Source organism: Brevibacillus migulae (assembly GCF_004521915.1).
GTDB lineage: Bacteria > Bacillota > Bacilli > Brevibacillales > Brevibacillaceae > Brevibacillus_F > Brevibacillus_F migulae.
In genome coordinates this window covers 53,345-80,285 of the sequence record NZ_SDKD01000022.1, presented here as the reverse complement: position 1 = coordinate 80,285, position 26,941 = coordinate 53,345, and the positions used below count along the sequence as shown (strand labels likewise).

The following is a 26,941-nucleotide window of genomic DNA, read 5'->3' as shown; positions in this document are numbered from 1 at the left end:
CGAGTCCCGTTGTCCGCTCACGGAAAACGTCTTGACGTTTTTCATCATAAACCGTTTTTGTGCCCTTAGCTCAGCTGGATAGAGCGTTTGACTACGAATCAAAAGGTCGGGAGTTCGAATCTCTCAGGGCACGCCATTTACACAAGAATATGATCTCGTACACTGGCTTGGGTTTGATTCCCATCGTTCTGCCCCATAGGGGAGTATAGCCAAGTGGTAAGGCACGAGTCTGCAAAACTCTTATGCCCCGGTTCAAATCCGGGTACTCCCTCCATGTTTCAATTTGCGGTCGTGGTGGAATTGGCAGACACACCATCTTGAGGGGGTGGCGGGGTGACCCGTGCGAGTTCGAGTCTCGCCGACCGCATCATTCACACAGGAAAACAAAATAGGGATGTAGACCCAGCTATCAATAGACAAGCAGTTGCCGAGGCAACTGCTTTTTTTATTTTGGCCAGCCTGTCGTCGCTGACAAAAGTCAGGCTGATTCCGAAGACATTGTCCCGTAAAAGTTCCCGTTCGCTTCCCTCCATTTTCCCAAGCGTAACTCATGAATCCCAATAACTCCTTCTATACAATAAATGCTGTACATGTTTGGTATCGGTAAAGAACAAAGAATGGGAAGGTGACAGGATGAAGACGGTAACAGCGGTCGAACTCCTCGTGCGTCAAATGGAAGCCGAGGGTGTTTCGTATGTGTTCGGGATCCCAGGTGGTCCTCTAATGCCACTATATGAAGCGATTTTTTCCAGAAAGAAAATACAACCGATTCTCACAAAGCATGAAGAAGGCGCCGCTTTTATGGCCGAAGGATACGCACGTGTGAGCGGAAAGCTAGGAGTATGCTGTGCAACCACGGGTCCAGGTGCAACGAATGCGTTGACAGGAATAGCGTGCGCCTACAGTGACTCGACACCTGTGTTATTGCTTACTGCGCAAGTAGGTACGGCAGCTTTCGGAAAGGGTGCATTGCAGGAGAGTACGGTCCATGGTGTTGATCTCGTCTCCATTTTTTCGCCGATTACGAAACTCTCGGTCATGATCCCAACGGCAGAAAAAATGGGTGAGATGACACGCCGTGCTCTTCGAACCGCTCAATCAGGACGGCCAGGTCCGATCCATTTGAATATCCCGGCCGATATCGCCAAACATCCTGTACCCCTTGAAGTTTTCCCGCCTATGAACTACAGGGGTGGAAAACCCGCTCCCACGATCATGGACGTTGTCAGAGTAGCCGAGCTGATTTTCCATGCGAAACGGCCGGCAATCTTGGCTGGTCACGGCATCGAGTGTGCAAAAGCGTGGGAGGAATTGCTGGATTTTGCAGAGCTGACCGGGATTCCGGTGGCGACAACACCAAAGGGAAAAAGCAGCTTTCCGGAAAACCATGCGCTCTCACTGGGAGTCTTTGGTTTCGCGGGTCACCAGAAAGCGACCGATTATTTGTTGTCCGGGGATGTGGATGTCCTGATTGTCATTGGCAGCAGTCTGGGTGACTGGCAAACGAATTCTTGGGACCCACGATTAACGCCCTCTGTCGCATTGATTCAGATCGATATTGATCCAATGGAAATAGGCAAAAATTATCCGGTCGATGTCGGAATAAACGCCGACGCGTCCGAAACGCTGAAAGCGCTCATCCTATGTATACGTTCATCCGGCAAAATGCTGAAAAAACCTGCGCTTCCGCTTGAAACGAAAGAGCAGACAGCATTCCAAGAGATTGACCATGGCACCGAAGGAAATGGCATACATCCGGCTATGGTGGTAGAGGCGATGCAAAACAGATTGCCTGCGGATACGATTCTGTTCGTGGATAATGGCAGCTGTATCAATTGGGGCGTTCACTGCTATTTGGCTCAAACACCCGGAGCGTTTCAAATCGGCCTTGGATTAGCCGCGATGGGCCATGCAGTTGCTGCTGCGATTGGCGGAAAGCTCGCGGCACCGGATCGGCCTGTGGTGGCTCTCGTTGGAGACGCTGCTTTTGCCATGAACGGAATGGAAATTCATACAGCCGCGGAATATAAGATCCCCGTGACTTGGATTGTATTGAATAATGGCGGACACGGACTGGTCCATCTGGGAGAGCAACACCAATTTGACAGCAAGTTTGACATTTCAAGCTTCCGCAAGTCGATTGATTTTTGCAAAATGGCAGAAAGTCTCGGAGTCAAATCGTATCGAGCAGAAACGGTTGAGGACTTTGATGCAGCCTTGAAGGGGGCGCTCGCAATGAACACGCCTTGCTTGATCGACGTGCAGGTGGATATCGATGTCTTGCCTCCCGGTATGAAACAACGGTTTGACATGCTGAACAAATCTTATGCAGGCGAACGTTACACAGCCCCCATTGGTTAGGAGAGAGACGAAGTGGCGAGGAATATTGGATTATTAGGATTTGGATATGCCCTGCCGGATCATGTGCGTAGTAACAGCGATCCGATCTTTTCACAGATTCGCACCAAAGCCAATTCACGAGGATTGTCTGAGCACTCACTTTTTACGGGAATGAAGGAGCGCAGGGTACTGCAACCGGGAGAGTCTTTGGCTGAGTTGATGACAAAAGCAGCTAGGCAGGCGGTGGATGAAGCGGGACTGGAAATGGGGCAAATCGATCGTTTGTACGGCTATGGATCAGTGGCGGAATATGTAACGCCAAACGTTCTATACAAGGTTCATCATGATACGGGACTGCCAGCATCGACTTTCGTAGTTCCTATTCACAGCGACTTCAGCAACTATACGGTAAGTCTGATCCAAGCTTGGGAGGCCATTGAAGCCGGACATTGCCGCTATGCATTAGTGGTGTCCGGTGGGCATTTTACCCGTCATGGAGATTATACAGCGGGTCATTCCTTGAGTCTGGGGGATGGAGCGGGCGCCGTGGTGATCGGACGGGGGACTCGATTCCGGTTCATCGATTACATCAGTGAGACCATTAGTGCGGAGTACGGATACATGACCGTACAGCATCGCGAACAAATTCAAGATGGTATACGTTCATGGCCGGTAGATGAATACAACCGAGCCATTCCAACCTTTGGAATCGAACAGGAAGAGGGGCTGTATTCTTTTCTATCGACGGGGATGGATGCGCCGCCTCGCATGATAAACCAGCTGCTGAAGAGGCATGGGCTGACGGGGGAACAGGTTACGTTAATCGGTCATCAAGCAAGCAGGAAGCTGATGGATCATTGGGCAAGCCTCATCCAACCAAAAGCATATTTGGACACTTTTGAGGAGTATGGGAATATGGCGCTGGCGTCCGTTGCCGTGACGTTGGCTCGGTTTCACAAGCAGATCCATACCGAGTATTTGCTCCTTCATTCATTGGGGCTCGGTTTTCATCATACAGCGCTGCTAATCCACTGTAACCACCGAAGGGATTGACGTGTGCCAGGTGCAGACTGTCGCCGGAGAGGCAGCGGGAGCACAGGAATTGCTGAATATCACTCCTGTGCTTACAGCTGCCTGACAGAAGTTCATGATCATGGCTGGCTGTCTGTTTAAACCCCGGCAAGCTCTTTCACGGCTTGAATGTAGCGGGTCAGCGTATCCATAAACGCCCGTGCGGCAAATCCGATGTATCGATCCGAACGAAACACGATACAGATGTCCTGACTGGGAGTGGGATTCACCAGCGAAACGACAGCAATCTCCTTTTTGCCCAGCGATTGTAAAAGCAACCGCGGCAGTACGCATGCGCCGATCCCTTGTTCTACGAGAGAGAGAAGGGACGACAAGGTAGTGGTTTCGATATCGGGCTGCAAACGAAAGCCGCTCTGCAAACAATAGTGGCTGATCAGCTGTCTGACTTGATGATCAGGTGGAAACATGACCATCTTCAAGTCCCGGAGGCGCTCGAAGGTAATTTCCCTCTCTCCTGCGAGCGGATGATCCGTTCGGACAGCCAAAGCGAACTCCTCGTGAAACAGCGGGACAACCGTTATGCGCTCATCCGGCGGAGGGGTAGTCGTGACCCCGATGTCGATGGTGCCAGCAGCCACCTGTTCTACAATTTTCGTCGTTTCGATTACGGACAGGGACAATTTGGGATAGGTCTGGTGAAATTTTACGAGCAACGCATTGAAAAGCAGATCCGCATCTCCTGGAAGGACACCGATCGTAAGGGAACCGCCCTGTATGTCTTTCATTTCGGCAATCGCATCGCGGGCATAGGCGATGTGGGAAAAAACAAGGCGGCTCTGATCGAGCAGGATTTTGCCTGCATCTGTCAAAGCGATCCGTTTCCCCATACGGTCAAAGAGCGGGACGCCCAGTTCGTTCTCCAGGAGCTTGATCTGCTGGCTGAGATTGGACTGCGTGGTACATAGTTTTTCTGAGGCTCTGGAAAAGTGCATTTCTTCGCATACGGCCATAAAGTATTCGAGTTGTCTAAGCTCCATGGATCCACTCTCCCGATGAAGACATCATTACTGCTACTAATGATTATAATCGGAATTACGCGATTGTTGGATGTTTTTGTAAGAGGTACACTTGATTTGACAGTAAGCGCGCGCGGTCAATCAAGGAAAAAACGGAGGAGATCCCTTATGTTGCAAAGCATGATTCATACAGCTGTTTCTGTTCGCCAGCTTGTCCTGCATCAGATCCAATCGATTCCCGAGGATATGTTTGATAAGCAACCTCCACAGTTTGCCAATACGATCAGATGGAATGTCGGACACATGGCTGTCTGTCTTGAATACTTTTTCTCGCTTGGGCTCCCGTTTCCTTCCAGCTTACCGGAGAGCTACGCTGCTTTCTTCCATACCGGGACGAAGCCAGCTGATTGGACGTCGGCGCCTCCAAGCAAAGAGGAGTTGGTTCAATGCTTGTCGGCTCAGCTGGCCAGCCTATCCGAAATTTCTCCCGACTTGCTTGAAAAAACACTGGAGTCGCCCATCGAGATGGGACCGCTGCGCTTTGAAACCGTGGGAGAGATATTCAACTTTGCGTTCATCCATGAAACGATGCACTTTTCCACTATTTCTTGCATGTTGAAGGTACTTCAGTACGAGTATCAAGAGGGAAAGTGAACAGTCATATCATTCGTTGTTACCCGTGACGGTACATGGTTGGCTGCTAGAGGAGCGGCGAAGTTGTCATCGTTACACAAAAAAAGCATTAGCTTTAACAGCTAATGCTTTTTTGTACGTAGATCCCAAGTCCTGCTTCAAGCTTTGCTTATTTGTTAGGAGTTTTTTCATGTTCTTTTATATACTTGCGTGCATTTTGGATAAGCTCAACAGACTCTTTTCTGCTAATTTCATCTTTCGGATGGAAATTCCCTTTATCGTCCAATTTTGTGAAACCGAGTGCAAGTGCCCGCTGAATCGTACCTTGGTAGGCGATATTCATTTCACTTTCATCGCCCAGCTTGACTGGAGAAATCTTTATCTTGGGGATGGTGTTTCGGGATTCCATGACGGACATAAGTTGATGTACGAATGTTTCCTTTGTCCACATTTCATTTGGATCTAGATCGGCTGGTAGATCAAAGCCTTGATTTGCTGCAATGATCAGCGCATTTGCATACCACGCGTTGTTGTTCGCTTTCTTGTAATAATCGCTAGCCAATGGGGCTTTAACAAAACGGATGCCGTCGAGATTTAAGTCCAGTGCATTGACGATCATTTGAATGCCTTCCGCTGCTGTAATGGTAGCCTCCGGTAGGAAAAAATCGTTGGTCCATTCGTTTTGTTCCAGATTATCTTGCATGATATGCGATGTGTCTTTATCCCATGTGATAGGGCGCTCTGTTAAAAAAGTAGCAGCGGAAGCATCGTGTTGCATCAATGACAATGACAGGATAGCGAAAGTGGAAAGAGCAAGAAGTGTTCGGTTTCTTTTCATGGTAGAGACCACCTTTATATTCGTATGATTGTTGAAAATATCCGAGTTTCCATGGGGGATGTTTGTTTTGTTTACGTCACCTCCATTCAACTTGTTTTTTGTCAGTAACGTAGTTTTTGACGTTATCCTTTTCCGAAACGTTTCAATGGGAATGACTCTGTAAATGAGAGGCTTATGTAAACAAATTCAGAAATGCAGATGTTCGGCCATGGCTGTCTTGAAAAGGGGATCGAGGCAGGCGATGACTGATGACGGAAAAAAGATAAAAAGATTGCGGTTTGCAAGGATACTAGTGCTTACAGCTGGATTGCTTGATTTTGTGGAGTGGAATATGGACCGGATTGAAGCCAAGTAAATAATAAAGGAAGGGATTGGTGAAAATAACTCCATCATCAAAACATGGATGAGGAGGACTCATGAAAGATGTTATATCCATGGATTAGCTTGGTAGTACTTGTGTCGGCCATATTGTTCATACCAAAGCGGTTGACTCTTAAAGAAAACGTTCTTGTCTTCTTGAGCGTAGGTTACATTGTGTGGAATGGTCATGTGGTTGTAGGCATCATGCTCGATCTATATGATTTTGGTCCTTCCGGAAAAGTTGGATTTCTTGATTGGTTATTTGTAAATCTTGCTCCCGCAATAACTGCGCTGTTATACCTCAACCTCAAATCGGATAAAAACCTATTGTACGCATTAACTTGGGCGATCCTATCTTTCCTTTATGAATGGGGGCTAGTACAATCTGGTTTCATGAAAAATCATGGATGGAAAACATGGTATTCCATTCCTGTGTATGTAATGGGTTATTTATTTCTTCCTTGGTTTCTTCATAATGTGATAAGAAAATCCGTTGGAGACAATCAAAGAAAAAGTTTTTCCTATAAATTCGATTCCATCAAAAGATTTCGTTTCAAAGAAAAAGCCAGATAAGACGATCGCGATTGCTTGTTGCGACGACGGTGATCGAAAGGATAAAAGTGGGTTGCTTAGTAGCAGCCTTTTTTTATTTACGCGCTAACATAAAAATACCCATAACCAAAGGTCATGGGTAATTAGGTTTAGGGGTAGTACTTCAACTGATTCTTCTATTATATCCGAGAATATCTCCATACACATTAGGAGCTATCAGGGTATTTGGCCAAAAAAAAGAAAGACAACCATCTGAGAAATTGGCTGTCTCTTGATTCCCAAGAACAACAACTAGAATCGTTGTATATTATTTTCTTCGTCAGTTAAGTTTTCACATTTTATAGGGAAGTATTGGTATTACCCAATGGGTTTTTCTCCGTCTGCTGAAATTACTGTGCACCCTCTTAGCAAGCGGGCATCAACGTAATCTATATGTTTCAGTTCGATCAGTTAAAACCGAGTGCAGACACGGGTGTAGCCTGTTACTTTTTATACCCGTATAATCCAAACCTGTCTGTCTCTTCCCCTCCTTGGTAAGATAACCCCATCGTATCCTATCAAGGAGGTTCTCAAGATGAAATCGATTGTTATTGAAAGAGCAGGCGGAGCCGAGGTGCTGCGAGTAAAAGAAAAGCCGGATCTTGTGCCAAGATATGGGGAAATGATCGTAGATGTGGCTTATGCAGGCGTCGGGCTCGTGGATATATTGGTCCGAAAAGGAGAGTTTTCGGAGTTGTTTCCGTTTCCGCTGATCCCGGGACTTGAGGTGTCCGGTTATGTACGTTCCATAGGAGAGGGTGTTCAGGGATTTTGGATCGGTCAGCCAGTAGCTTCCATGAAGCTGCTTGAACTTGGGGGCTACGCCACCCAGGCTAGAGTGACGCCGCAACTTACGGTACCGCTTGATGAGCTTGAAAGTGATTTGAACATGGCCGAGGCTGCAGCCTCCATCGTCAACCTGACTACGGCTTATATGGCAGTCAAACATGTGAACCGGATGAAGGAAGGAGACACCGTTCTGGTTCATGCCGCTGCAGGTGGCTTGTGCAGCTTTCTCGGGCAAATCGCCAAACGGTTTGGTGCCGGTACGGTGCTGGGTACAGTTGGCTCATTAGATAAAATCAAGCTGGCCGCTTCGCTTGGATATGACGAACTGCTGCTGCGTTCGGACTTTGTGGATGTAACCAAACAGATTGTGGGAAGCTGCCATCCTCCGCTCGTATTATGGGCAGTCGAAGGGAGACGCGTGGTATGAGGCGTTTGCCCAAAGGCTTTCTGAGGAAAGTACAGAGTTTGCGGCACTATGGGATCGTCACGATGTCAAAGAGAAGAAGGCACAACCTTTTCTGCTGAATCATCCGGACCTTGGTACGTTATCCTTTGAAATCAACACCCTTGGCCATATCAACGGCAACGAGGACATACACTGTTGTGTCTATACGCCGATGGCCGGTACCACAACCGAGGAGAAACTGATGAAATGTCCGTCGACTTAATCGCAAGGTGACTATGCAGTAACGGAGTCGGCTTAAACTCGATTTTTGGTGTGACTACTGGAAGTGGAAAATGAAAAAAAGAACCTGGACAGGTTTACCAGGTTCTTTTTATATTGCACATCAACAGACACGATGATATAATCAGAAGACGACTGTTTAGTCAAATTTAGTCACATTTATTCCATCTTACAACTTTATTGTAACATGCCGTTGAGCTCCTGTCAAATGTTTTTCTCAATTTCATGGTTAGGAGAGATGTTGGATGAGTTCTTTGGTTCTCGGTTTTCAGGAAATGGAAAAAACGCAACTATGGCTCGTTGGCGGAAAAGGGTTACATTTAGGGGAATTATCAAAAATTCAAGGAATACAAGTACCAGAAGGATTTTGTGTGACAACAGTGGGGTATCAAAGAGCCATCGAACAAAACGAAACGTATCATGCTTTGTTGGATCGACTGACCATGCTAAACGTAGAAGATCGAGATCAAATTGGTGAAATCAGCAGGAAGATTCGACAAACCATAATGGAAGTTGAAATACCTTCCGATGTTGTGAATTCAGTTACTCACTATCTCTCCCAATTAGGTGATGAACATGCTTATGCAGTGCGTTCCAGTGCGACTGCTGAAGATTTGCCACATGCTTCTTTTGCTGGTCAACAAGACACGTATCTAAATATCATCGGAATCGATTCCATCTTGCAGCATATCAGCAAATGCTGGGCTTCCCTATTTACGGATCGCGCGGTAATCTACCGTATGCAAAATGGATTTGATCACAGACAAGTGTATAACTCCGTTATCGTTCAAAGGATGGTTTTCCCACAGGCCGCAGGGATTTTATTTACCGCTGATCCGATTACATCCAACCGGAAGCTGCTATCCATCGATGCCAGTTTTGGACTTGGAGAAGCATTGGTCTCTGGCTTGGTATCTGCCGATTGTTATAAAGTGCAGGAAGGGGAAATCGTCGAAAAGCGGATCGCAACCAAAAAATTGGCGATCTATGGACGTAAAGAAGGCGGAACGCAGACCATGCAGATTGATCCTGATCAGCAGCAGACGCAAACACTTATGAAACAACAAATTTTGCAGCTGGCACGCATCGGAAGGCAGATCGAAGCTTATTTTGGTTGCCCACAAGATATCGAATGGTGTTTGGCTAATGACACATTTTATATTGTCCAGAGTCGGCCGATCACTACTTTATACCCGATCCCTGAAGCGAACGATCAGGAAAATCACGTTTATGTATCTGTCGGTCACCAACAAATGATGACAGACCCCATGAAACCATTGGGATTGTCTTTTTGGCTGTTAACGACTCCAGCAACCATGCGCATAGCCGGTGGAAGGTTGTTTGTTGATGTTGCACCGTTGCTGGCTTCACCTGCCAGTAGAGAAACGATGTTGAATACCCTGGGACAAAACGATCCGCTCATAAAAGACGCGCTCATGACCGTATTAGAGCGAGGAGATTTTATAAAAAAGTTATCAAATGATGAAAAAGAAATGAGTCCCGGTAAAAGCAAAAAAGGTATGTCACCTGCGGATTATCAAACATTAATCGACTACGATCCGACAATCGTTTCTGATTTGATTAAGCGTAGTCAAACATCGATCGAAGAGTTAAAACAAAACATCCAAACGAAATCAGGGCCGGATCTGTTTGATTTTATCCTGGAAGATATCCAGCAATTAAAGAAGAGTTTATCTGATCCACAAAGCTTTGGTGTAATTATGACAGCCATGAATGCTTCAAAATGGATCAATGAACACATAAATAAGTGGTTGGGTGAAAAAAACGCAGCAGACACGCTTTCTCAATCTGTACCGAACAATATTACTTCGGAAATGGGGCTGGCGCTCCTGGAAGTCGCAGATGTGATTCGTCCTTATCCGGAAGTCATTGAATATTTACAGCATGCAAAAACTGATAACTTTTTGGATGAACTGGTTACCTTAGCAGGTGGGCAGGAAACTAGAGATGCTATCTATGCTTATCTCAATAAATATGGTATGCGATGTGCCGGAGAAATCGATATTACCAAACCTCGTTGGCGTGAAAAACCACTTACACTTGTCCCTGCGATTCTAGGTAACATCAAAAACTTTGAGCCTAAAGCTGGCAAGCGGAAATTTGAGCAAGGGCGACAGGAGGCTTTGGAAAAAGAAAAAGGGTTATTAGATCGATTGAAGCAATTGTCGGATGGCGTGCAAAAAGCCAAAGAGACAAAACGAATGATCGATTTAATCCGGAATTTAAGCGGGTATAGGGAATATCCGAAATACGGTATGATTAATCGCTACTTCGTTTATAAGCAGGCTTTGCTGAAAGAAGCAGAACGACTCGAAGATGCTGGCGTGATTCATGAAAAAGAAGATATCTACTTTCTCACTTTTGAAGAACTTCACGAAGTCGTACGCACAAACAAACTTGATTATCAGATCATCAGCAACCGAAAAAACGATTATAAATTTTATGAAAAGCTAACACCACCACGTGTAATCACGTCTGAAGGTGAAATCATTGCCGGACAGTACAAACGAGAAAATCTGCCAGCCAAAGCGATTGTAGGGCTACCTGTTTCTTCCGGAGTGATAGAGGGGCGAGCACGTGTCATCTTACACATGGAAGATGCTGATCTGGAAGATGGAGATATTTTAGTCACCTCCTTTACTGACCCTGGTTGGACACCATTGTTTGTATCCATAAAAGGCCTGGTCACCGAAGTTGGCGGACTGATGACCCATGGGGCAGTTATTGCACGTGAATATGGCTTACCAGCTGTCGTCGGAGTGGAGAATGCTACCAAACTGATAAAAGATGGGCAACGAATTCGTGTGAATGGAACAGAAGGGTATGTTGAAATATTGTAATGGATAAATACGTCAAGTAAGAGCGTTGGGTAAATGGCAGTCAATTCCTGGCAGTAAAGGGTAACGATATTTCAACAATGACACCACGGCAGCCGATCATTCCGATCGGCTGCTTTATCATTGAAGTTACGGGAAAAAGAACGAGCTTCATTCAGGTGAAAGAAAGTAAAAATTTCTCATTGGAAAAAACTTCATAAGGAACCTTGACCATTACGTAACGTAACGGTTTATAGTGAAGGTACCGGTGAAACGCTAGCGACCAAGAAAGGGGCTGATCATGAAGCGACATTGGAAAGTAGGAGAACTTGCGAAAATGGCGGGAATCACGATACGAACTTTGCGTTTTTACGATCAGATCGGCTTGTTTTCGCCATCCGGCTATTCACACTCCGGTTACAGACTCTACACGGAAAAGGACATTTCACGCCTGCAGCAAATCTTGTCTTTGAAGGAGTTGGGGTTATCGCTGGAGCAGATAAAAGCCGTGATGGACGGAAATCAACTCAGCCTGTCAGACATTGTTGCCATTCAAATAGACCGCCTGAAAGAAAATATCCGCATACAGCAGAAACTCTTGCAGGAGCTTGAGAATGTATCGAGTCGGATGCAAAGGAACGAACCGTTTACCGTTGAGCATTTCATGAACATCATGCGGACGATGAGAATGAATCATGAGAAATTTTTCGCCGAGAGAAAATCGAGTATGGATCTCCATCTCGACCGACTTGGTGAATATTTAGACAAGCATCCGGAAGAACCCGGAGAAGGAGGTTTCGACTGTGACTGAAAGATCTGCCAAACATTCCACTTTTGTCATCGAAAGAAACTATAAGCATTCCCCTGCCCGCGTATTCGCTGCATGGGCGGGTCAAGCAGCCAAAGCCGGCTGGTTTCCCAAAGCTGACGAGTTCGATTTCCGCGTCGGCGGACGCGAAATCAATCGCGGTGGGCCGCCTGGAGGGCCCGTTTACACATTTGATGCTTGCTATCAGGAGATCGTTCCGGATAAGCGCATTGTATATTCGTACACGCTGGATATGGAAGACAAGCGGATATCTGTCTCCGTGACGACGGTGGAATTGGAGTCCGTGGATGGCGGCACGCGATTGATCTATACCGAGCAGGGCGTTTTTCTGGACGGTCTCGATACGCCCGAACAGCGTGAGCATGGAACAAGGCTGTTCTTGGATCAGCTTGGAGAGGCTCTTGACGGGGAATGAAAGAGGCTGCGCTTGAATTGGATATCCGGGCCGGTTTAAAGGAATGGATAGGACTTGTCGTGCTTTCATTGCCTGCCATACTCGTTTCGCTAGACTTGTCCGTAATGATTCTCGCGCTTCCTCACATCAGCGTCGGTCTCGGCGCTGACAGCACAGAGCAGCTATGGATCATGGACATATACGGCTTCATGCTATCGGGGTTTCTGATCACGATGGGTACGCTTGGCGATCGGCTCGGTCGCCGCAAGCTGCTGATGATCGGTGCAGCTGCATTCGGATTGGCATCGGTGTTGGCGGCTTTTTCCAACAGCTCCGGAATGCTGATTGCAGCACGGGCGCTGCTCGGCATAGCGGGGGCGACGGTATCTCCCTCGTCCCTGGCTTTAATCAGCAATATGTTCCGCGATCATAAACAGCGCTCCCTCGCCATAGGCATATGGTTCATGTACTCTATGGGGGGGATGGCGCTTGGTCCAGTAGTCGGCGGGGCGATGCTGGAGCTATATTCGTGGGGTTCTATTTTTCTGCTCGGTGTTCCAGTCATGGCGCTGCTGTTGTTGACTGCGCCCCATCTTCTGCCCGATTACCGGGATCCCGCCCCTGGTCGCTTGGATATGACTAGCGTCATGCTGTCGATGTGCACCATTCTCCCGGCAATATACGGCCTGAAGGAAATCGCTAAGCAAGGTCTACAGACGTTGCCGCTCATTGTCATCGCGGCTGGATTCGCTTTCGGGACGTTATTCGTAAGGCGGCAGAAACGGCTGGACAGTCCGCTTATGGACTTGCGCCTATTCGCAACCCCTGCCTTCAGCACGGTGTTGGGCGGTCTGTTCGGCATCACTTTGACAGGCGCTTCCATGCTTTTTATCGCACAGTATCTTCAATTCGTGGAAGGACTATCGCCGCTCCGGACAGCGATGTGCATGCTCCCGGGAGTGGTCGCGTCGATGGCAGGCATGTTTTTGTCACCGATCATTGCGAGGTGGATCCGACCGGCGTTTCTTATCGGGGCAGGACTTGCCGTCTCGGCAACTGGGTGTTTTCTACTGTCTCAGGTAGGGACGGCATCAGGACTCTCTACACTGATCGTCGGGTATATCTTTTTTAATGTGGGAGCAGCACCGTTTGCGAGCTTGTCCAGTGATCTAATTGTCGGCTCGGTCCCTCCGGCCAGAGCTGGATCGGCGGCGTCCTTGCTGCAGACGAGCGGTGAATTCGCATTCGCGCTGGGTATCGCTGTATTAGGCAGCATCGGTACATACGTGTATCGCACGCAAATTGCCGGCTTCATACCGAGAGATGTCACGACGTTAACAGCCGGAGCCTCCCGCGAAAGTCTGGCTGGGGCAGTCACGGCGGCAAAATCCTTGCCCGAACCTATTGCATCAACACTTCTTCTTGGCGCCCAGGCAGCATTTACCGACGGCATGCATGCTATTGTGATCATTAGTGGCGGGCTCATGATCGCTATCGCCGTACTCACCGTGATCAAGCTTCGGCATATACCTCCCATCGGGCAGAAAACATCAGATGAGTTGTAATTGTCTAGAAATGCTTGATGTTCTTTTCTGCTCTCGGGTCCGTGTCTGTCAAGCAGGTTTCATTATGAAACTTTTCTGTTTTTGGTGATTCGAAGACTGTAATGGGAATGCCATCTGTTACTTCTTTGATCGGGTAACATCGTTGAACGAAAAAGATCGGCAGATGAATAACGAAGGAGCAGAATGCTGTGGCAGCTGCTCCTTTTTTCATTGGGGAACGGACAATACCTTTATGAGTATACGTTAATCTCCAATGATAAACTTCATTCCCATATTTCTTTTCGGGATAAGCAATACTGTAAGGAGCAGCATTCGAATTTTTGCGTGGGAATGTCTGTAATATTTGGATCATGTGATATGTACGGTTTGCCAAGTATGGTTTTAAAGCTTATAATACTGAATTAACGTTCAGTATTTTTGTGTTTTTGCTTGTTTTAGGCAACCTTTATTTAGGTGGGAAGTTGGTGAAGCATCTTGAATAAAAAAAAGCAGCAAACGGAGCAGACAAAGAAGAAGATAGCTGATGCATCCAGAATTTTATTTATGCAAAAAGGTTACAAGGCTACATCTATAGAGGATATCGTGAAAGCGACCGGATACAGCGGCGGCAATATTTATTATCATTTCAAGAGCAAAGAGGGGTTGTTTTTACATCTAATTGAAATTTGGAACAGGGAATGGGAAGAAAATTGGCTGGCTAAGGAACATCTCTACCCTACCACGATCGATAAATTGTATGGAATGGCTGAACATTTGGCGATCGATTATCTAAATCATCCACTGACCAAGGCGGCAGATGAATTTTTCGACATGTCGGAGAAATCTTCGGATGTAGAGGAGCGAATCAACGAAATGGTCAATGGTTATATTGACTTTAATCGGCAGTTGCTTCAGAAGGGACTCGATAGCGGCGAGTTTGAAATCACAAATGTAACCGGAGTCGCCATTATTTTGGACAGCCTGTTGTTTGGGTTAAATCAACACACTCGACGAATGGAGCGGGAAGAAGCGCTGGCGACTTACCGGTTAGCCATGGATGTGTTTTTATTTGGCATTGTCAAACCGTCCCGCTAGCTTTTTTTACGCTATTATCTAGAATGAATATTCAGTGTTTTAGTAATCGATTGGAGGAATAAAGAATGGCGTTATTATTAAAAAATCAGGGGTCCTTATTGATCCTGATGTTCAATATTTTCCTTGTCTTTACGGGGATCGGGCTTGTTATCCCGATTATGCCAAAATACATGGAGAATTTGGGGATTACCGGGGGGATTATCGGCTTGTTAGTAGCAGCCTTTTCGCTGACGCAGCTTCTTTTTTCTCCACTAGCCGGCCGATTGGCAGATTCATACGGAAGAAAAAGGATGATTGTGATCGGCTTGGTCGTATTTGCTATTTCAGAAGGAATGTTCGGTGTGGCAAATTCACCCGTCCTGCTGTTTGTTTCCAGGTTGCTAGGCGGCATTAGTGCCGCACTGATCATGCCGGCCGTAATGGCCTATTCGGCAGATATTACAACGAAAGAAGAACGCGCGGCGGGGATGGGCTATATTACCGGAGCCATTACTACCGGTTTTATTATTGGGCCAGGCATCGGTGGATATATTGCAGCATTTGGTATTCGCGTACCCTTCTATTCCGCAGCGATTGCGGGGATCATTGCTGCATGCATCACATTGTTCATTCTCAAGGAATCACAACCTGTAAAAGAATCAGTATCTGACTCTCGTTCTAGTGCAAAACAACACGGCAGTCTTCTTGCCCAGTTCATGTACTCCTATAAAGAGCCCTATTTTTTAAGTTTGATCATTGTGTTTGTCATGTCTTTCGGGCTGGCTAATTTTGAAACAGTCTTTTCATTGTTTGTCGACCATAAGTTTGGATTTGAGCCGAAAGATATCGCCTTTATCATTACATTCGGTTCAATTGCAGGCGCAGTGGTCCAGGTTACGGCCTTTAGCTGGATCATGAATCGGTTTGGCGAGAAGGGTGTCATTTCAGTCTGTCTGCTCTTTGCTGGATTGTTTATCGTTCTTACGCTTTTTGTTCATCAATTTTGGATGATTTTTGCCGTTACCTTTATCGTTTTTCTGGCGATCGATATTTTGCGACCAGCGATAAGTACCCAAATGTCGATGCTCGCAAAGGATCAACAGGGGTATGTTGCCGGCCTTAACTCAGCCTTTACCAGTCTTGGTAATATCGCAGGTCCCATCGTGGCTGGATTTTTATTCGATATGAATATCAACTATCCGTATGCGCTCGCATGTATGATTTTGCTTATCTGTTTCGTTATATCGCTAGGAGTTAAAAAGCGCAACCTGCAGGATGCCAATGCGACTTCCTGACAACCGTCCATTCATGGCTCATTCCGACGGGATCGATCGTTCAAAGCCAGCGATTGTATGGCAATTCGCATTGCACTGCTGAGAGGAATCAACGTAGGAGGGCGGAATATAATCAAAATGGCTTCGCTTCGCCTGCTTCGGAGGACAAGGAGGAAAGGTGTATGATAATAAGAGAAATGATTGCAGATGACATTCTGCAACTCGCACAGCTGTATAAACAGTTTTGGGGCGAGGAATCTTCTATTGAAATCATGAACAAGCAGTTCACTAAACTTCATAAAAATGAGTCATACATCTTTCTCAGTGCGATTGAAAATAACAACCTAATCGGTTCTGTTATGGGGGTGATATGTGAGGAGTTATATGGGGACGGTAAACCTTTTTTGGTTTTATAAAATATGATTGTTCATAAAAATCATAGAAACCAAGGAGTAGGAAAAGCGTTAATATCCGAGCTTGAGAAACTCGCCATCAAAAAGGACTGCTCCCAAGTGATATTTGTAACGGAGAGAAATAGGGTTGGCGCTGTAAAGTTCTACGAGTCTGCTGGGTATAGTTCTCTGACTCATGTAGGATTCAAAAAGAAGCTAACATAACGGGGCAAAGCAAAAATCTTCGCCCCGTTAATGACGTGGGGAGCTGCGACCAGTTTTCGCTAGAGAAAGCTAACATACATTTTATGGGATTTCCTTTTGAAAAAGGGACTCTTTTCTTCATGCAAGACCATATGTCAAAAGATACGATGCAGGTGGTTTTGTCCCTTAAAGCTTTGACCAAAATTTGAAAGCATTCCTAGCGATCATCATAAAGCTTTTTTTCGAATGACGATTTCCGCTAAACCCAGATTGATCACCCAGCATGTCCATACTGCAATGGTATAGGAGGTGCCGTAGGGCAGGTGTAGACCATGATGAGTGGCAGCCACGATCAGATAGATGGTCATGTTGGCAAATGTAAGAAAAAAGCTGCGAATCATCCACGTACTGTGCCTCTGTATATCCTTCTTTTTTATCCAAGTAACCCCTAGCATGGTTGTCACAAGCCAAAGGGTATCCAAGACGATAAAACCGATTGTGCTGAATATCCCTCCACTCGCAAAAAAAGCGGCATACATGCCGGGGATGAAGTTAAGCAAAATCGAGTAGAAATAAATTCGACCGTTCCATCGGTGTAAGAATGGTGATTTTACGCGAAGCCGTTTGATGAGGCCAATGGGTCCAGTAAGAAGTGCGATTAGGGCAAGAATGATATGAATCCGTATCATCAATATCCATAAGGTTGGATTGGATAAAGCTTGATCTTTGTTGGAAAGAAAACGGTGAAAATCCGGGTCGATCATAAAGTTTTTCGAAAGGGTGTGCATGAACCATAGAAACGAAATGATGAACAAAGTGATCATGAATCCTTTTCCTGATTTCACAATTTTCTCTCCTTTTATCTCGTTACCTGAAATATCTAATGGGTTGCTATCGCTAGAATATAACGAGCAAAGGAAAAAGGAAATGACTCGATAGAGCTACTATTCTAACGATTGCAAGGAATGAAGATTGGCGAAATGACGGGGGAGCTATGAAGAAGCCCTCCTGGTTGTTGGAGAAAAAATCATCTGTTCCAACAACAGGAGGGAAGGGGGAACCAGGCATCGTGGTTGAAAGCCATAAAGCATGGCAGGGGTCAGATGATTTTGCATGCAGATAATCAAGTACAGCGTTCAGTAAAGCTTCGGGACGTTCCACATTCGACAGGTGGACGATAGGTAGCATGAGAGTTTTGAGCCAGGAATCGTCCCAGCGATCAGTTTGCAATGACCGGGGTGAGTCACTGTATCGGATTGCCCCGCGATCACCAGTGTCGGGCAACAACAAGCGCCACAGTCCGACGCATATCCATCTCATTGCCGCAGTTCCTTTTATTGTTTGTTCGTGACATTTTAGTGTAGATAGCGTAAAATTCACATAATAATATTAAGGGATTGTGGGCATATGATCTTAATTACTTAGTAGTTCTAAGTAAAATACCGTTTAAAATGAGGTGTTTGTGTAGATGGACCAAATCGATTATAAAATCTTGTCGACGCTGAATGAAAACGCTCGGATTCCCATTTCTGAATTGAGCCGGATGATCGCGATGTCACAGCCAGCTGTAACGGAAAGACTTCGGAAGTTGGAAGAGCAAGGGGTAATAACGGGCTATCGTGCGGAGCTATCACCCCATAAGCTCGGCAAGCACACTACGGCATTCGTTTTGTTTAAGACCAATAACTGCAAGGATTTCCTAGCATTTAGCGAGACGGCACCCGAGATTGTCGACCTGTACAGAATTAGCGGGGAATACAACTATTTGATGAAGGTGCTGACTGAAACGAACGAATCGCTGGCCAGATTTCTCGATTCCTGCAATATCTATGGCTACTCAACTCCCTTGATTGTTCTCTCGACGTCATTCGAGGGCAAAAGTCTGGTAGCCAGCAACGTGTGAATGGTGTAACAAGGATACAGCATTAGTTGACGGCGGCAGGTTCTTGAGAAATCAATAAACGTTCCGCAAAATCTGGATCCTCCAGGAGTGGGCGACCGATGGCGATGGAATCGGCAAGTTGGTCTGCCAAGATGCGATTGGCGAGGCTGCGCGTATAAATCTTTCCGACGGCAATGACCGGAATGTTGAAATGCTGTTTGATAGCAGCCGCATGTGGCAGCTGATACGCAGTGTATACATCACTTGGTTGGATAGGGAGAAGCCCGCCACTGGAGACATGGATGGCGTCCAATTGTGGCTCGAGAGGCTTCAGCATACGCGCCCACTCTACTGGAGTAAGCCCCCCTTCGCAATAGTCGGTGGCAGAAATTCGAACGATCACCGGAAATTCTCTACCGACCTCTCCGCGAATCGCGAAGAGTACCTCTTTCAAAAACCTTGCCCGGTTCTCAGAAGTACCACCATAAGCATCCACGCGCGTATTGGATAAAGGTGATAAAAACTGGTGAATTAAAAAGCCATGTGCGGCATGAATCTCAATTCCGTCGAACCCCGCCGCCAGGCTGCGTTTGGCCGCCAGACGATATTCCTCTATGAGCTGTTCAATGCCTGCAAGAGTTAATGACTCAGGTGTTCCGTAATGCTCGTCGAACGCAATCGCGCTCGGCGCTACCAATGTAGTCGTGACTTCGGGCGAAGATTTCCTTCCACCATGGGATAATTGGATGAAGACGGGGGTGCGGTGTGCGTGGACAGCGTCCGTAATTTTCTGCAAGGGTTCCACGTGACGATCCGTATATATCCCGATATCGTTTTTCCATAGTCTGCCATTCGCAGAAACGGCAGTGGATTCAACAATCACGAGCCCCACATGCTTGGCTCTTCGACCGTAAAATTCAGTGTGATGGGAAGTGGCATACGCCTCGGGAGTGCCCATGTACTGCTGCAATGGCGCCATGATTAGTCGGTTTTGTAAGCGTAGCCCACCAAAAGAAATAGGATCATGTAATGTCACTGTCATCATGCATTCTCCTTTGTGATTGATGTAGTGACATTGTATGATGGTGGATTCCAAAATCAAATACATGAATTTAAGTATTTCGATTTTTAAAGTTTAATTCCTTAGTTATTTTGATTTGAAAACTTTAATTAATAAGGTGTTTGTGCGTTGGTGCTATTGTTCCAAAGAAGCATATGAATCTAAATCCCCACTGCTTCCATGGTATTCTGCCGTGTAACAGTGGGGAGTTATCATGCTTTTGTCGGAAAAATGGAGATAGGCTTCCTTCGTAGTTGGCGGCTATTCCAAAGCTTCTGCAATTTGCGCATCATTTGTCATGGCCGCAAACCAATTCGGATACAAGGCAACCGGGCGTGTCAATACATTCAATCTTGCCACATCTTCGCCGCTCAACGAAAGCTCTGCCGCGCGAAGATTTTCTTCCAATTGGGTCAATTTACTTGAGCCGACCAATACGCTGCTGACATGAGGCTGGGCGAGAAGCCAAGCAAGCGAGACTTGTGCTGGTGTCGCTCCATACCCTTGGGCAAGCTCGCGTACGGTATCCAAAATGCGGAAACCCCATTCTTTGTTATGCGGGAAAAAGTCAAAACCGCTCAGCCGATGTTGTTCATCACGCAAGTTCTCCTTGGTATATTTTCCGCTCAAAAATCCGCCTGCGAGTGGACTCCACACGGTTAGCCCAATCCCGTTGCGGATGGCAAAGGGAACCGTCTCATGTTCAATGTCTCGCCCAACCAAAGAATAATACATTTGGCCGTTAATAAAAGATGCCCATCGTCGTTCGCGCTGGATCGATACAGCTTGCGCAGCTAGCCAAGCTGGCCAATTGGAGTAGCCGATATACCGGACTTTCCCCTGACGCACCAGATCGTTCAAGGCTTCGAGTGTTTCTTCAAGCGGAGTGTAGGGGTCCGTTTTATGTACGAGGTAGAGATCGATGTAATCCGTATTCAAACGGCGCAAACTCGCTTCACACGCTTCAAACAGATGTTTGCGGGATAATCCTGCCTGCACGAGCCCAGGCCCAACGCGAAAGCCGCCTTTTGTGGCGATGACCGTTTCGTGGCGACGTGTACCAAGCAGTCGTCCAAGCATTTCTTCACTTTGTCCATCCGCATAACCGTCTGCGGTGTCAAAAAAATTGATCCCTGCGTCGAGAGCACGGTCGATAAGCTGCTGTGCCGCGCTTAGATCAACCTTGTAGACACTGGGATTATTCCCCGATCCGAAAGTCATCGCCCCGAATGCCAGTCGGGAAACAAGCAAGCCGGATTGGCCCAATCGTATATACTTCATCCTTTCTCCTCCTCTGCCTTCCAAAAATTGGCTGATACATTCAGTATACCGAATTTGTCAACGAATAGTACGGTTCAGAAAGGAAGATCTCATCCCGCCTGGCAATCTGGGAATGTTGAGCTGTTAATTCATATGATCGACGGTTTCTTGATTCCGAAAGTGAAAGATAGGGCATCCTTGCCTTGCGCAGGAAGAGCGTCCTGGATACACAGGACGCTCTTGTTATACATGAACTATAGACTTCTCCCTAACAAAGCCCCGACTTGTTTGGCCATAACGGAAGGCGGATAGGGCATTTCATTCCTGATCCACCATTCGATTACCCCAACATAAGCAGTCCCGGAAAATTGCAGCATAATATCTTCGCTTAAACCCGTATTTTTTCCGCTTTCGTTATCAATCTCTTCCTTGAAACCCTCCATCGTAAAATCAAGAAGCCGCGTTCGAAAAGATGGGGCTCCTTTGCTTGCCAACATGGTTGAAAAAAATAAATAATTTTTCTCAAAGTATTCAAAGAAGGGTTCAAGGGCGCTGATCCAATCCAGCTTACAAGCCCATTCCCCCATTTCCCTTAATTCATTAATATGTGATTCTATGAGTTTATCCAGCAGATCATATTTGTCCTGATAATGTAGGTAAATGGTTCCGCGATTTACGTTCGCCCGGTCAGCGATATCCTGAATGGTAATGTCATCGAAATTTTTTTCCGTCATCAGTTCAATAACAGCCTTTTTCAAGGATTCTTGGGTCTTAACAATTCTCCGATCCAGTTTTGCCATCGTAATCTTCACCAAACTTTCTAAAATAATCAACAGTTTTGGCTGCTGTGTTGATATATCAACATATTGCGCTGTTTTAACCATTGAAGGCCAGATTCTAACACCTATAATAATAAACATGAGTTGATTAAACAATGCGTTTTGTTTAGTAGATTCACGTTGTAAATATTTAACCATATTACACTGGTACCGACTCAATACGATTCGAAAGAACACCAATCTTACATGGATTTTAGGAGGTTAGAAGATGATGAAAGCAAATGCTCGCGCTGTATTCAGTCCAGAAGGTCCGTTCCAGCTGACCACGATCGAGCGTAGGGAGCTCCAACCACATGATGTCCTCATTGAGATTAAATACGCAGGTATTTGCCACTCTGATATTCATACAGCTCGCGGCGAGTGGGGGCCGGTGAACTATCCTCTCGTTCCAGGGCACGAGATTGCCGGCATTGTCACCCAGGTTGGTTCGGAAGTCACAAAATTTGCCGTTGGCGACCGAGTAGGGGTTGGCTGCATGGTTGACTCTTGTGGGAAGTGCGTGAATTGCCATAAGGGAGAGGAGCAGTATTGCCTGAGTGGTAATACGGGCACCTATGGGGCCATCGACAGATACGGGCAGTATACACAAGGTGGTTATTCCACCCACATCGTCGTAACCGAAGACTTCGTGGTTCGAATTCCTGATGGCCTGGAGCTTGATGTCGCCGCTCCTTTGCTGTGCGCCGGCATCACAACTTATTCTCCGCTTCGCCATTGGGGAGCCGCTCCAGGCAAAAGAATAGCTGTTGTTGGACTTGGCGGGCTCGGACACATGGCTGTGAAGCTCGCTCATGCCATGGGGGCAGAGGTTACGGTTTTATCACAGACATGGAAGAAGAAAGAAGACGGTTTGCGGCTTGGCGCGGACCATTATTATGCCACGAACGATCCCGAGACGTTTACGAAACTGGCTGGTTCCTTTGACCTCATCGTAAATACAGTGAGCGCGAAGATCGATATAAGTGCGTACCTTTCGTTGCTGGCGTTGGACGGTACACTCGTCAATGTCGGTGCTCCGGCGGAACCGATGTTAATTAACGTGTTTCCACTTATCCTTCATCGTCGGTCGTTTGCTGGTTCGACGATCGGTGGAATTCGCGAAACGCAGGAAATGCTTGACTTTTGCGCTGAACACCGGATTGCACCTGAGATCGAGGTGATTTCCGCTAAGCAAATTGATGAAGCTTGGGAGCGCATACTAGCTTCGGATGTCCGGTATCGATTTGTGATCGACATCAGTACGATGGAAATTGAATAAAAATCCATGCAGAATATGATGGGGCACGCCAACACCGGTGTGCCTCTTTCCATAGTGGAAGCTTTGCCCCAATCCATGATGTTTAACCGAGAAACGGAGGGTTTACATGTCAGAGAATAGAAAAGTTGCGCTTGTCACCGGTGGGAATCGAGGAATTGGATATGAGCTTGTCAAGCAATTGGCTTTGAGCGGTTTTAAGGCCATTTTGACAAGTCGGGATCCAGAAAAGGGTCATGAAGCTGCGCAAAAACTGAAAGAGTCATCCTTGGACGTTTCATTTGTACAGATGGATGTCGGGAATGAAGAAAGTAATCGTCAAGCAGCCATTACCGTAAATGAGCGATACGGAAGATTAGACGTACTGATGAATAATGCCGGCGTGTACTTGGATGGTCCTGAAGGGATAGTAACGATGGACCCTTCCGTTCTAAAGCAAACGATGGCAACGAATTTCTTCGGCGTTTACCATGTGATCCGTACCTTTATTCCCCTCATGCAAAAACAAGGCTATGGGAGAGTGATCAATGTCTCCTCAGAGTATGGGGCGTTAAGAGAAATGGCCGAACCAGGGGCTGGCGCTTACAAGTTGTCGAAACTTGCCCTAAATGGATTGACACGATTGATAGCGGCAGAAATCAATGGTGACATTAAAATCAATGCGGTTGATCCGGGATGGGTGAGTACAGATATGGGGGGCCTATCTGCTCCAAGAACGCCTAAACAAGCTGCTGAGTCGATCCTTTGGTTAGCGATGATTGGACCTGATGGGCCAAACGGGGAATTCTTCAGAGATGGGAAACGAATCGAATGGTAACCATAAGCATGAATGATTTGTTGTTACTTTGGTTTGATCATACCGTTTGACCAGCAGGCTGCTGTTCATACATGGAGAAGTGAAGGGAAGATAGGGGATGTATGATGAAAGTTGAACGAAATCACTTGCTTGTATTCATTTTGGCGACAGGTGTCTTTGGCATTTTAAATACGGAAATGGGTGTCATTGGTATATTGCCGTTAATTGCCGATAACTATCATGTCAGTATATCCAGCGCAGGGTTGGTCGTTAGTCTTTTTGCACTTGCGGTTGCAATATCTGGCCCAACGATGCCCATTTTGTTTTCACGCATGAATCGTAAGACAACCATGTTGCTTGTTCTTGGCGTTTTCATTTTGGGTAACGTTGTCTCCGCGCTCACATCAAACTTTACCGTATTAGTAATTGCTCGTGTGATCCCAGCCATTTTCCACCCGGTGTATGTGTCTTTGGCTTTTACGGTAGCAGCCACATCGGTTAGTAAGGAAAGGCCCCTAAAGCGGTTTCCAAAATATTTATTGGCGTTTCTGCAGGAATGGTGCTAGGTGTGCCTGTCACTAGCATGATAGCTGCTGCAACTTCCTTAAGCATGGCAATGTTATTCTTCGCTATTGTGAATGCTGCCGTATTCGTAACCACTCTCCTTCTTATGCCATCAATGCCTGTAAGTGAAAAACAGTCTTACGGCGCACAATTAACCGTACTAAAAAAATCAATCACCTGGCTGTCCATTGCCGCTGTCATCTTTATGAACGGAGCCGTATTCGGTGTTTATAGCTACCTTGCGGAGTATCTTGAAACCATAACGAAGATGACTTGGAACACAATAAGCTTTATGTTGCTTATATACGGTGCGGCCAATATTCTTGGCAATATCTTTGCAGGGAAGCTGCTTACGAAAAATGCTTTCAAATCGGTAGCGACTTTTCCGTTTGCGCTAGGCGCCGTTTACATCATCTGGTTCTTGATAGGACATTTCAGCGTTCCAATGGCCTTAATTGTTTCGCTCTGGGGAATCTTGGCTGGTATGGGGGCAAATTTTAACCAATACTGGATTACGTCCGCAGCTCCGGAGGCTCCTGAATTTGCTAATGGATTATTTTTAACATCAGCAAACCTAGGAACAACATTTGGTGCCACTGTATGCGGATTATTTATTTCAGGAATCGGCACACAATACGTTGTATTTGGAGGAATTCTGTTTTTGATTGCAAGTTCTGTATCCATTTTTCTGAGGAATTCCTTTTATCATCCTGTAAAACAATTGTCGTGACTTATATGTCACTGTGACAAATCACCCGTGGGTGTAGAAGATGCTGCCAAGCATTCGCAACGTTGTAGATAAAGTTACGGGATAAGGCGATAGAGAAGTTATCAGCTCTTGCACCAGCCGGATATTCACATAAAGATATTGTTAATATAAATAGAGAAATATATAATTCATAAGTTATAGGAATCCTTCTTAACCTGATGTGGTAGATGTTCAACTAACTGAAATCGATAGTTGAATAAGAAGAGGTATTCAGGAATGTATTATTTTTCCTGAATACCTTTTTTAAATTTCCAATTAGATTTCTAAGCACATACGCGATTTACATGTAGTTATTCAAAATAGTAATTTGCTCGATCGCAAAACCTATTCGACCCCTACTTATCGTTAGCGGTTTCTGTTTTTCTTGGTGAAAATTTGAAATACGGCACCAAACTTGTCTGTCACAACGCCGTAGGCGGGACTGAAGTAAATTTCTTGAAGCGGCATGTTCACCTGACCGCCTTCCCGCAACGAGTCAAATAATTGTCTCGAATGTTTCGCATCCTCTGTCGTAATACAAATGTTGACAAGATTACCTTTATTGTGAGGTTTCCCTGGATCCAAATCGGCTACGAACAGCTCCGAATCGCCAATTTTTAATACAGAATGAGCAATACGATTCTTGGCATCGGCCGGGAGCGGGTGTTCGGGATCTTCTGGTGCATCGCCAAACGTCTGCTTGAAAACAACAGTTGCATTCAATGCTTGCTCATAAAATCGGATTGCCTCATCGGCGTTTCCATCCAGCATGATAAAAGGGGTGAGCTGCAATTTCATCATTGACCATCTCCAATACGTCATATTATCTTTTCGTTTTTATTGTAATTAGTATTGGTGACAACTGTTGTCATAGTTATAAAAATGCCTTAGCTAAATGTCGGAATGCCTGACTACAAAGGAATCGCTGTACACCTATGGAATTGATTGGCCTTCATTTGTAATACAAATTATCCCAATGAGCTAGGCTCAGCAATACGCCAGACAGTTCCTCTGGAAACATTGACTTCGCCGAGTCGTCGACAGCACCCGTAGGTTTGAATAAAAAATTTTTTATACAACGAGAGAAAGTCTATTTTCATTCGTTGTTTATTGTGAAAGGCATTTTCGGATCATGTAGGAGGAATTCAAGAAATGAGGAGTAATGAACGAAATTACATAGAGAGGTTGCTGAGGCGGCAAGAGGATGCGCTGACATTTATCGTAGACAAGTATTTCGGCTTGGTGAAAGGGACGGTGTATAAGGTACTAGGCCCGTTAGAGAGAAGGGAAGAAGTGGAAGAATGCATCAATGATGTGTTTCTCGCTATTTGGAACCACGCTGGCCAATTCGAAGGAAATACAGACGACTTTAAGAGATGGGTATACAAAATCGCCAAATACCAAGCGATCGACTACTACCGCAGGCTAAAGAGACGTGAAGAGGTTACTTTGGAAGAAAACGTTCTCGTGCAGGAGCGATCAACAGAGGACCAAGTTTTGTTAAATGAGGACAAACGGGAGCTTTTGGCATACATCCATACCTTGCCACCGCTTGACCGGAAGATTTTCGCCATGAAGTATTTTTTGGGAATCAAATCAGATGACATTGCTCGGCAATTAGGGCTGACCAGAACGGCGGTAGACAACCGAGTGTTTCGCGGAAAGAAAAAGTTGACCGAACAGGCGACAATATATAGATAGGAGG

The 26,941-nt window shown here is 46.1% G+C and carries 25 protein-coding genes, 3 tRNA genes and 2 pseudogenes; 23 read left to right on the top strand and 7 right to left on the bottom strand.

The genetic code is table 11. The features are described 5' to 3' along the window. Positions 1-59 precede the first annotated feature (59 nt). From EIZ37_RS21110 to EIZ37_RS21090, 5 genes are all read left to right on the top strand, one after another. Positions 60-136: transfer RNA gene (locus tag EIZ37_RS21110), tRNA-Arg, on the top strand. Positions 137-199: 63 nt separating this feature from the next. Continuing rightward, a tRNA-Cys gene (locus EIZ37_RS21105) sits at positions 200-274 on the top strand. A gap of 11 nt (positions 275-285) precedes the next feature. Then, a tRNA-Leu gene (locus EIZ37_RS21100) sits at positions 286-367 on the top strand. Positions 368-633: 266 nt separating this feature from the next. Continuing rightward, positions 634-2,361 carry a thiamine pyrophosphate-binding protein gene (locus EIZ37_RS21095; protein ID WP_134686743.1) on the top strand — a complete coding sequence of 576 codons (1,728 nt, stop codon included), beginning with the start codon at positions 634-636 and terminating at the stop codon, positions 2,359-2,361. A 12-nt stretch (positions 2,362-2,373) separates the two neighbouring features. Continuing rightward, complete coding sequence (locus tag EIZ37_RS21090) at positions 2,374-3,393, top strand: 3-oxoacyl-ACP synthase III family protein (RefSeq protein WP_134686742.1); 1,020 nt, start codon at positions 2,374-2,376, stop codon at positions 3,391-3,393. A 116-nt stretch (positions 3,394-3,509) separates the two neighbouring features. Here EIZ37_RS21090 and EIZ37_RS21085 read toward each other — a convergent pair whose 3' ends face one another. Further along, positions 3,510-4,409 (bottom strand): LysR family transcriptional regulator, encoded by a 900-nt coding sequence (locus EIZ37_RS21085; RefSeq protein WP_134686741.1) that lies wholly within the window; start codon positions 4,407-4,409, stop codon positions 3,510-3,512. 147 nt (positions 4,410-4,556) lie between these two features. Between EIZ37_RS21085 and EIZ37_RS21080 the strand changes: the two genes are divergently transcribed. Continuing rightward, entirely contained in the window at positions 4,557-5,042 is a 486-nt protein-coding gene (locus EIZ37_RS21080; RefSeq protein ID WP_134686740.1) for a DinB family protein, read from the top strand. Positions 5,043-5,190: 148 nt separating this feature from the next. On the opposite strand, the gene EIZ37_RS21075 is transcribed toward EIZ37_RS21080, so the two are convergent. Then, the gene (locus EIZ37_RS21075; RefSeq protein ID WP_134686739.1) at positions 5,191-5,859 is read right to left on the bottom strand and encodes an S-layer homology domain-containing protein; all 669 of its coding nucleotides are present in this window, start codon (positions 5,857-5,859) and stop codon (positions 5,191-5,193) included. Between the two features lie 423 nt (positions 5,860-6,282). Here EIZ37_RS21075 and EIZ37_RS21070 point away from each other — a divergent pair, with 423 nt between their 5' ends. The 12 genes and pseudogenes from EIZ37_RS21070 to EIZ37_RS26785 all read left to right on the top strand — a co-directional run bounded on the left by EIZ37_RS21070 (position 6,283) and on the right by EIZ37_RS26785 (position 16,853). Beyond that, positions 6,283-6,792 (top strand): hypothetical protein, encoded by a 510-nt coding sequence (locus EIZ37_RS21070; RefSeq protein ID WP_134686738.1) that lies wholly within the window; start codon positions 6,283-6,285, stop codon positions 6,790-6,792. Positions 6,793-7,345: 553 nt separating this feature from the next. Then, positions 7,346-8,026 carry a quinone oxidoreductase family protein gene (locus tag EIZ37_RS21065; protein ID WP_134686737.1) on the top strand — a complete coding sequence of 227 codons (681 nt, stop codon included), beginning with the start codon at positions 7,346-7,348 and terminating at the stop codon, positions 8,024-8,026. Then, a complete protein-coding gene (locus EIZ37_RS26790; protein WP_167569070.1) occupies positions 7,965-8,267 on the top strand; it encodes an MmyB family transcriptional regulator in 303 nt (100 codons plus the stop codon). The genes EIZ37_RS21065 and EIZ37_RS26790 overlap by 62 nt, the downstream gene beginning before the upstream one ends. Before the next feature lie 262 nt (positions 8,268-8,529). Beyond that, positions 8,530-11,145, top strand: a complete 2,616-nt coding sequence (gene ppsA / locus EIZ37_RS21060; protein ID WP_134686736.1) for a phosphoenolpyruvate synthase — start codon at positions 8,530-8,532, stop codon at positions 11,143-11,145. 277 nt (positions 11,146-11,422) lie between these two features. Continuing rightward, entirely contained in the window at positions 11,423-11,932 is a 510-nt protein-coding gene (locus EIZ37_RS21055) for a MerR family transcriptional regulator (protein ID WP_134686735.1), read from the top strand. Beyond that, a complete protein-coding gene (locus tag EIZ37_RS21050) occupies positions 11,925-12,365 on the top strand; it encodes an SRPBCC family protein (protein WP_134686734.1) in 441 nt (146 codons plus the stop codon). Before EIZ37_RS21055 ends, EIZ37_RS21050 begins: the two co-directional genes overlap by 8 nt. Continuing rightward, positions 12,362-13,909 carry an MFS transporter gene (locus EIZ37_RS21045; protein WP_134686733.1) on the top strand — a complete coding sequence of 516 codons (1,548 nt, stop codon included), beginning with the start codon at positions 12,362-12,364 and terminating at the stop codon, positions 13,907-13,909. The genes EIZ37_RS21050 and EIZ37_RS21045 overlap by 4 nt, the downstream gene beginning before the upstream one ends. A 474-nt stretch (positions 13,910-14,383) precedes the next feature. Continuing rightward, positions 14,384-14,983, top strand: a complete 600-nt coding sequence (locus EIZ37_RS21040) for a TetR/AcrR family transcriptional regulator (protein ID WP_134686732.1) — start codon at positions 14,384-14,386, stop codon at positions 14,981-14,983. Positions 14,984-15,048: 65 nt separating this feature from the next. Continuing rightward, on the top strand, positions 15,049-16,257 hold the full coding sequence (locus tag EIZ37_RS21035; protein WP_134686731.1) for an MFS transporter: 1,209 nt from the start codon (positions 15,049-15,051) through the stop codon (positions 16,255-16,257). Positions 16,258-16,314: 57 nt separating this feature from the next. Beyond that, a pseudogene (locus EIZ37_RS26590) lies at positions 16,315-16,395 on the top strand (DUF1697 domain-containing protein); the annotation flags it as partial. Between the two features lie 23 nt (positions 16,396-16,418). Continuing rightward, complete coding sequence (locus EIZ37_RS26255; protein WP_205683868.1) at positions 16,419-16,652, top strand: GNAT family N-acetyltransferase; 234 nt, start codon at positions 16,419-16,421, stop codon at positions 16,650-16,652. A gap of 3 nt (positions 16,653-16,655) precedes the next feature. Then, positions 16,656-16,853 (top strand): GNAT family N-acetyltransferase, encoded by a 198-nt coding sequence (locus tag EIZ37_RS26785; protein ID WP_205683867.1) that lies wholly within the window; start codon positions 16,656-16,658, stop codon positions 16,851-16,853. A 206-nt stretch (positions 16,854-17,059) separates the two neighbouring features. Here EIZ37_RS26785 and EIZ37_RS21020 read toward each other — a convergent pair whose 3' ends face one another. Next, a complete protein-coding gene (locus tag EIZ37_RS21020; RefSeq protein ID WP_235828142.1) occupies positions 17,060-17,677 on the bottom strand; it encodes a DUF2306 domain-containing protein in 618 nt (205 codons plus the stop codon). A 623-nt stretch (positions 17,678-18,300) separates the two neighbouring features. Between EIZ37_RS21020 and EIZ37_RS21015 the strand changes: the two genes are divergently transcribed. Then, positions 18,301-18,735, top strand: coding sequence for an Lrp/AsnC family transcriptional regulator (locus tag EIZ37_RS21015; protein WP_134686730.1), 435 nt, complete (start codon positions 18,301-18,303; stop codon positions 18,733-18,735). A gap of 22 nt (positions 18,736-18,757) precedes the next feature. Here EIZ37_RS21015 and EIZ37_RS21010 read toward each other — a convergent pair whose 3' ends face one another. The 3 genes from EIZ37_RS21010 to EIZ37_RS21000 form a co-directional block, all read right to left on the bottom strand. Next, complete coding sequence (locus EIZ37_RS21010) at positions 18,758-19,756, bottom strand: oxidoreductase (protein ID WP_134686749.1); 999 nt, start codon at positions 19,754-19,756, stop codon at positions 18,758-18,760. Positions 19,757-20,035: 279 nt separating this feature from the next. Further along, entirely contained in the window at positions 20,036-21,055 is a 1,020-nt protein-coding gene (locus EIZ37_RS21005; protein WP_134686729.1) for an aldo/keto reductase, read from the bottom strand. 233 nt (positions 21,056-21,288) lie between these two features. Beyond that, positions 21,289-21,834 (bottom strand): TetR/AcrR family transcriptional regulator, encoded by a 546-nt coding sequence (locus EIZ37_RS21000; RefSeq protein ID WP_134686748.1) that lies wholly within the window; start codon positions 21,832-21,834, stop codon positions 21,289-21,291. 247 nt (positions 21,835-22,081) lie between these two features. Between EIZ37_RS21000 and EIZ37_RS20995 the strand changes: the two genes are divergently transcribed. The 3 genes and pseudogenes from EIZ37_RS20995 to EIZ37_RS20985 all read left to right on the top strand — a co-directional run bounded on the left by EIZ37_RS20995 (position 22,082) and on the right by EIZ37_RS20985 (position 25,218). Then, positions 22,082-23,131, top strand: a complete 1,050-nt coding sequence (locus EIZ37_RS20995; RefSeq protein WP_134686728.1) for an NAD(P)-dependent alcohol dehydrogenase — start codon at positions 22,082-22,084, stop codon at positions 23,129-23,131. Positions 23,132-23,237: 106 nt separating this feature from the next. Further along, a complete protein-coding gene (locus EIZ37_RS20990; protein ID WP_134686727.1) occupies positions 23,238-23,945 on the top strand; it encodes an SDR family oxidoreductase in 708 nt (235 codons plus the stop codon). Between the two features lie 104 nt (positions 23,946-24,049). Further along, positions 24,050-25,218 (top strand): annotated as a pseudogene (locus EIZ37_RS20985) (MFS transporter). Between the two features lie 384 nt (positions 25,219-25,602). Here EIZ37_RS20985 and EIZ37_RS20975 read toward each other — a convergent pair. Further along, positions 25,603-26,034: a VOC family protein gene (locus EIZ37_RS20975; RefSeq protein WP_134686747.1), complete on the bottom strand. Its 432-nt coding sequence runs from the start codon at positions 26,032-26,034 to the stop codon at positions 25,603-25,605. Between the two features lie 354 nt (positions 26,035-26,388). Between EIZ37_RS20975 and EIZ37_RS20970 the strand changes: the two genes are divergently transcribed. Beyond that, positions 26,389-26,937 (top strand): sigma-70 family RNA polymerase sigma factor, encoded by a 549-nt coding sequence (locus EIZ37_RS20970; RefSeq protein WP_134686726.1) that lies wholly within the window; start codon positions 26,389-26,391, stop codon positions 26,935-26,937. The last annotated feature ends 4 nt before the right edge of the window (positions 26,938-26,941 follow it).

Bases quoted from the DNA above. Each gene is read 5' to 3' on its own strand.
- EIZ37_RS21095 (WP_134686743.1), top strand. From the start codon at position 634: ATGAAGACGGTAACAGCGGTCGAACTCCTCGTGCGTCAAATGGAAGCC.
- EIZ37_RS21085 (WP_134686741.1), bottom strand. From the start codon at position 4,409: ATGGAGCTTAGACAACTCGAATACTTTATGGCCGTATGCGAAGAAATG.
- EIZ37_RS21080 (WP_134686740.1), top strand. From the start codon at position 4,557: ATGTTGCAAAGCATGATTCATACAGCTGTTTCTGTTCGCCAGCTTGTC.
- EIZ37_RS21075 (WP_134686739.1), bottom strand. From the start codon at position 5,859: ATGAAAAGAAACCGAACACTTCTTGCTCTTTCCACTTTCGCTATCCTG.
- EIZ37_RS21070 (WP_134686738.1), top strand. From the start codon at position 6,283: ATGTTATATCCATGGATTAGCTTGGTAGTACTTGTGTCGGCCATATTG.
- EIZ37_RS21065 (WP_134686737.1), top strand. From the start codon at position 7,346: ATGAAATCGATTGTTATTGAAAGAGCAGGCGGAGCCGAGGTGCTGCGA.
- ppsA (WP_134686736.1), top strand. From the start codon at position 8,530: ATGAGTTCTTTGGTTCTCGGTTTTCAGGAAATGGAAAAAACGCAACTA.
- EIZ37_RS21055 (WP_134686735.1), top strand. From the start codon at position 11,423: ATGAAGCGACATTGGAAAGTAGGAGAACTTGCGAAAATGGCGGGAATC.
- EIZ37_RS21045 (WP_134686733.1), top strand. From the start codon at position 12,362: ATGAAAGAGGCTGCGCTTGAATTGGATATCCGGGCCGGTTTAAAGGAA.
- EIZ37_RS21035 (WP_134686731.1), top strand. From the start codon at position 15,049: ATGGCGTTATTATTAAAAAATCAGGGGTCCTTATTGATCCTGATGTTC.
- EIZ37_RS26255 (WP_205683868.1), top strand. From the start codon at position 16,419: ATGATAATAAGAGAAATGATTGCAGATGACATTCTGCAACTCGCACAG.
- EIZ37_RS26785 (WP_205683867.1), top strand. From the start codon at position 16,656: ATGATTGTTCATAAAAATCATAGAAACCAAGGAGTAGGAAAAGCGTTA.
- EIZ37_RS21015 (WP_134686730.1), top strand. From the start codon at position 18,301: ATGGACCAAATCGATTATAAAATCTTGTCGACGCTGAATGAAAACGCT.
- EIZ37_RS21010 (WP_134686749.1), bottom strand. From the start codon at position 19,756: ATGACAGTGACATTACATGATCCTATTTCTTTTGGTGGGCTACGCTTA.
- EIZ37_RS21005 (WP_134686729.1), bottom strand. From the start codon at position 21,055: ATGAAGTATATACGATTGGGCCAATCCGGCTTGCTTGTTTCCCGACTG.
- EIZ37_RS21000 (WP_134686748.1), bottom strand. From the start codon at position 21,834: ATGGCAAAACTGGATCGGAGAATTGTTAAGACCCAAGAATCCTTGAAA.
- EIZ37_RS20995 (WP_134686728.1), top strand. From the start codon at position 22,082: ATGATGAAAGCAAATGCTCGCGCTGTATTCAGTCCAGAAGGTCCGTTC.
- EIZ37_RS20990 (WP_134686727.1), top strand. From the start codon at position 23,238: ATGTCAGAGAATAGAAAAGTTGCGCTTGTCACCGGTGGGAATCGAGGA.
- EIZ37_RS20975 (WP_134686747.1), bottom strand. From the start codon at position 26,034: ATGAAATTGCAGCTCACCCCTTTTATCATGCTGGATGGAAACGCCGAT.
- EIZ37_RS20970 (WP_134686726.1), top strand. From the start codon at position 26,389: ATGAGGAGTAATGAACGAAATTACATAGAGAGGTTGCTGAGGCGGCAA.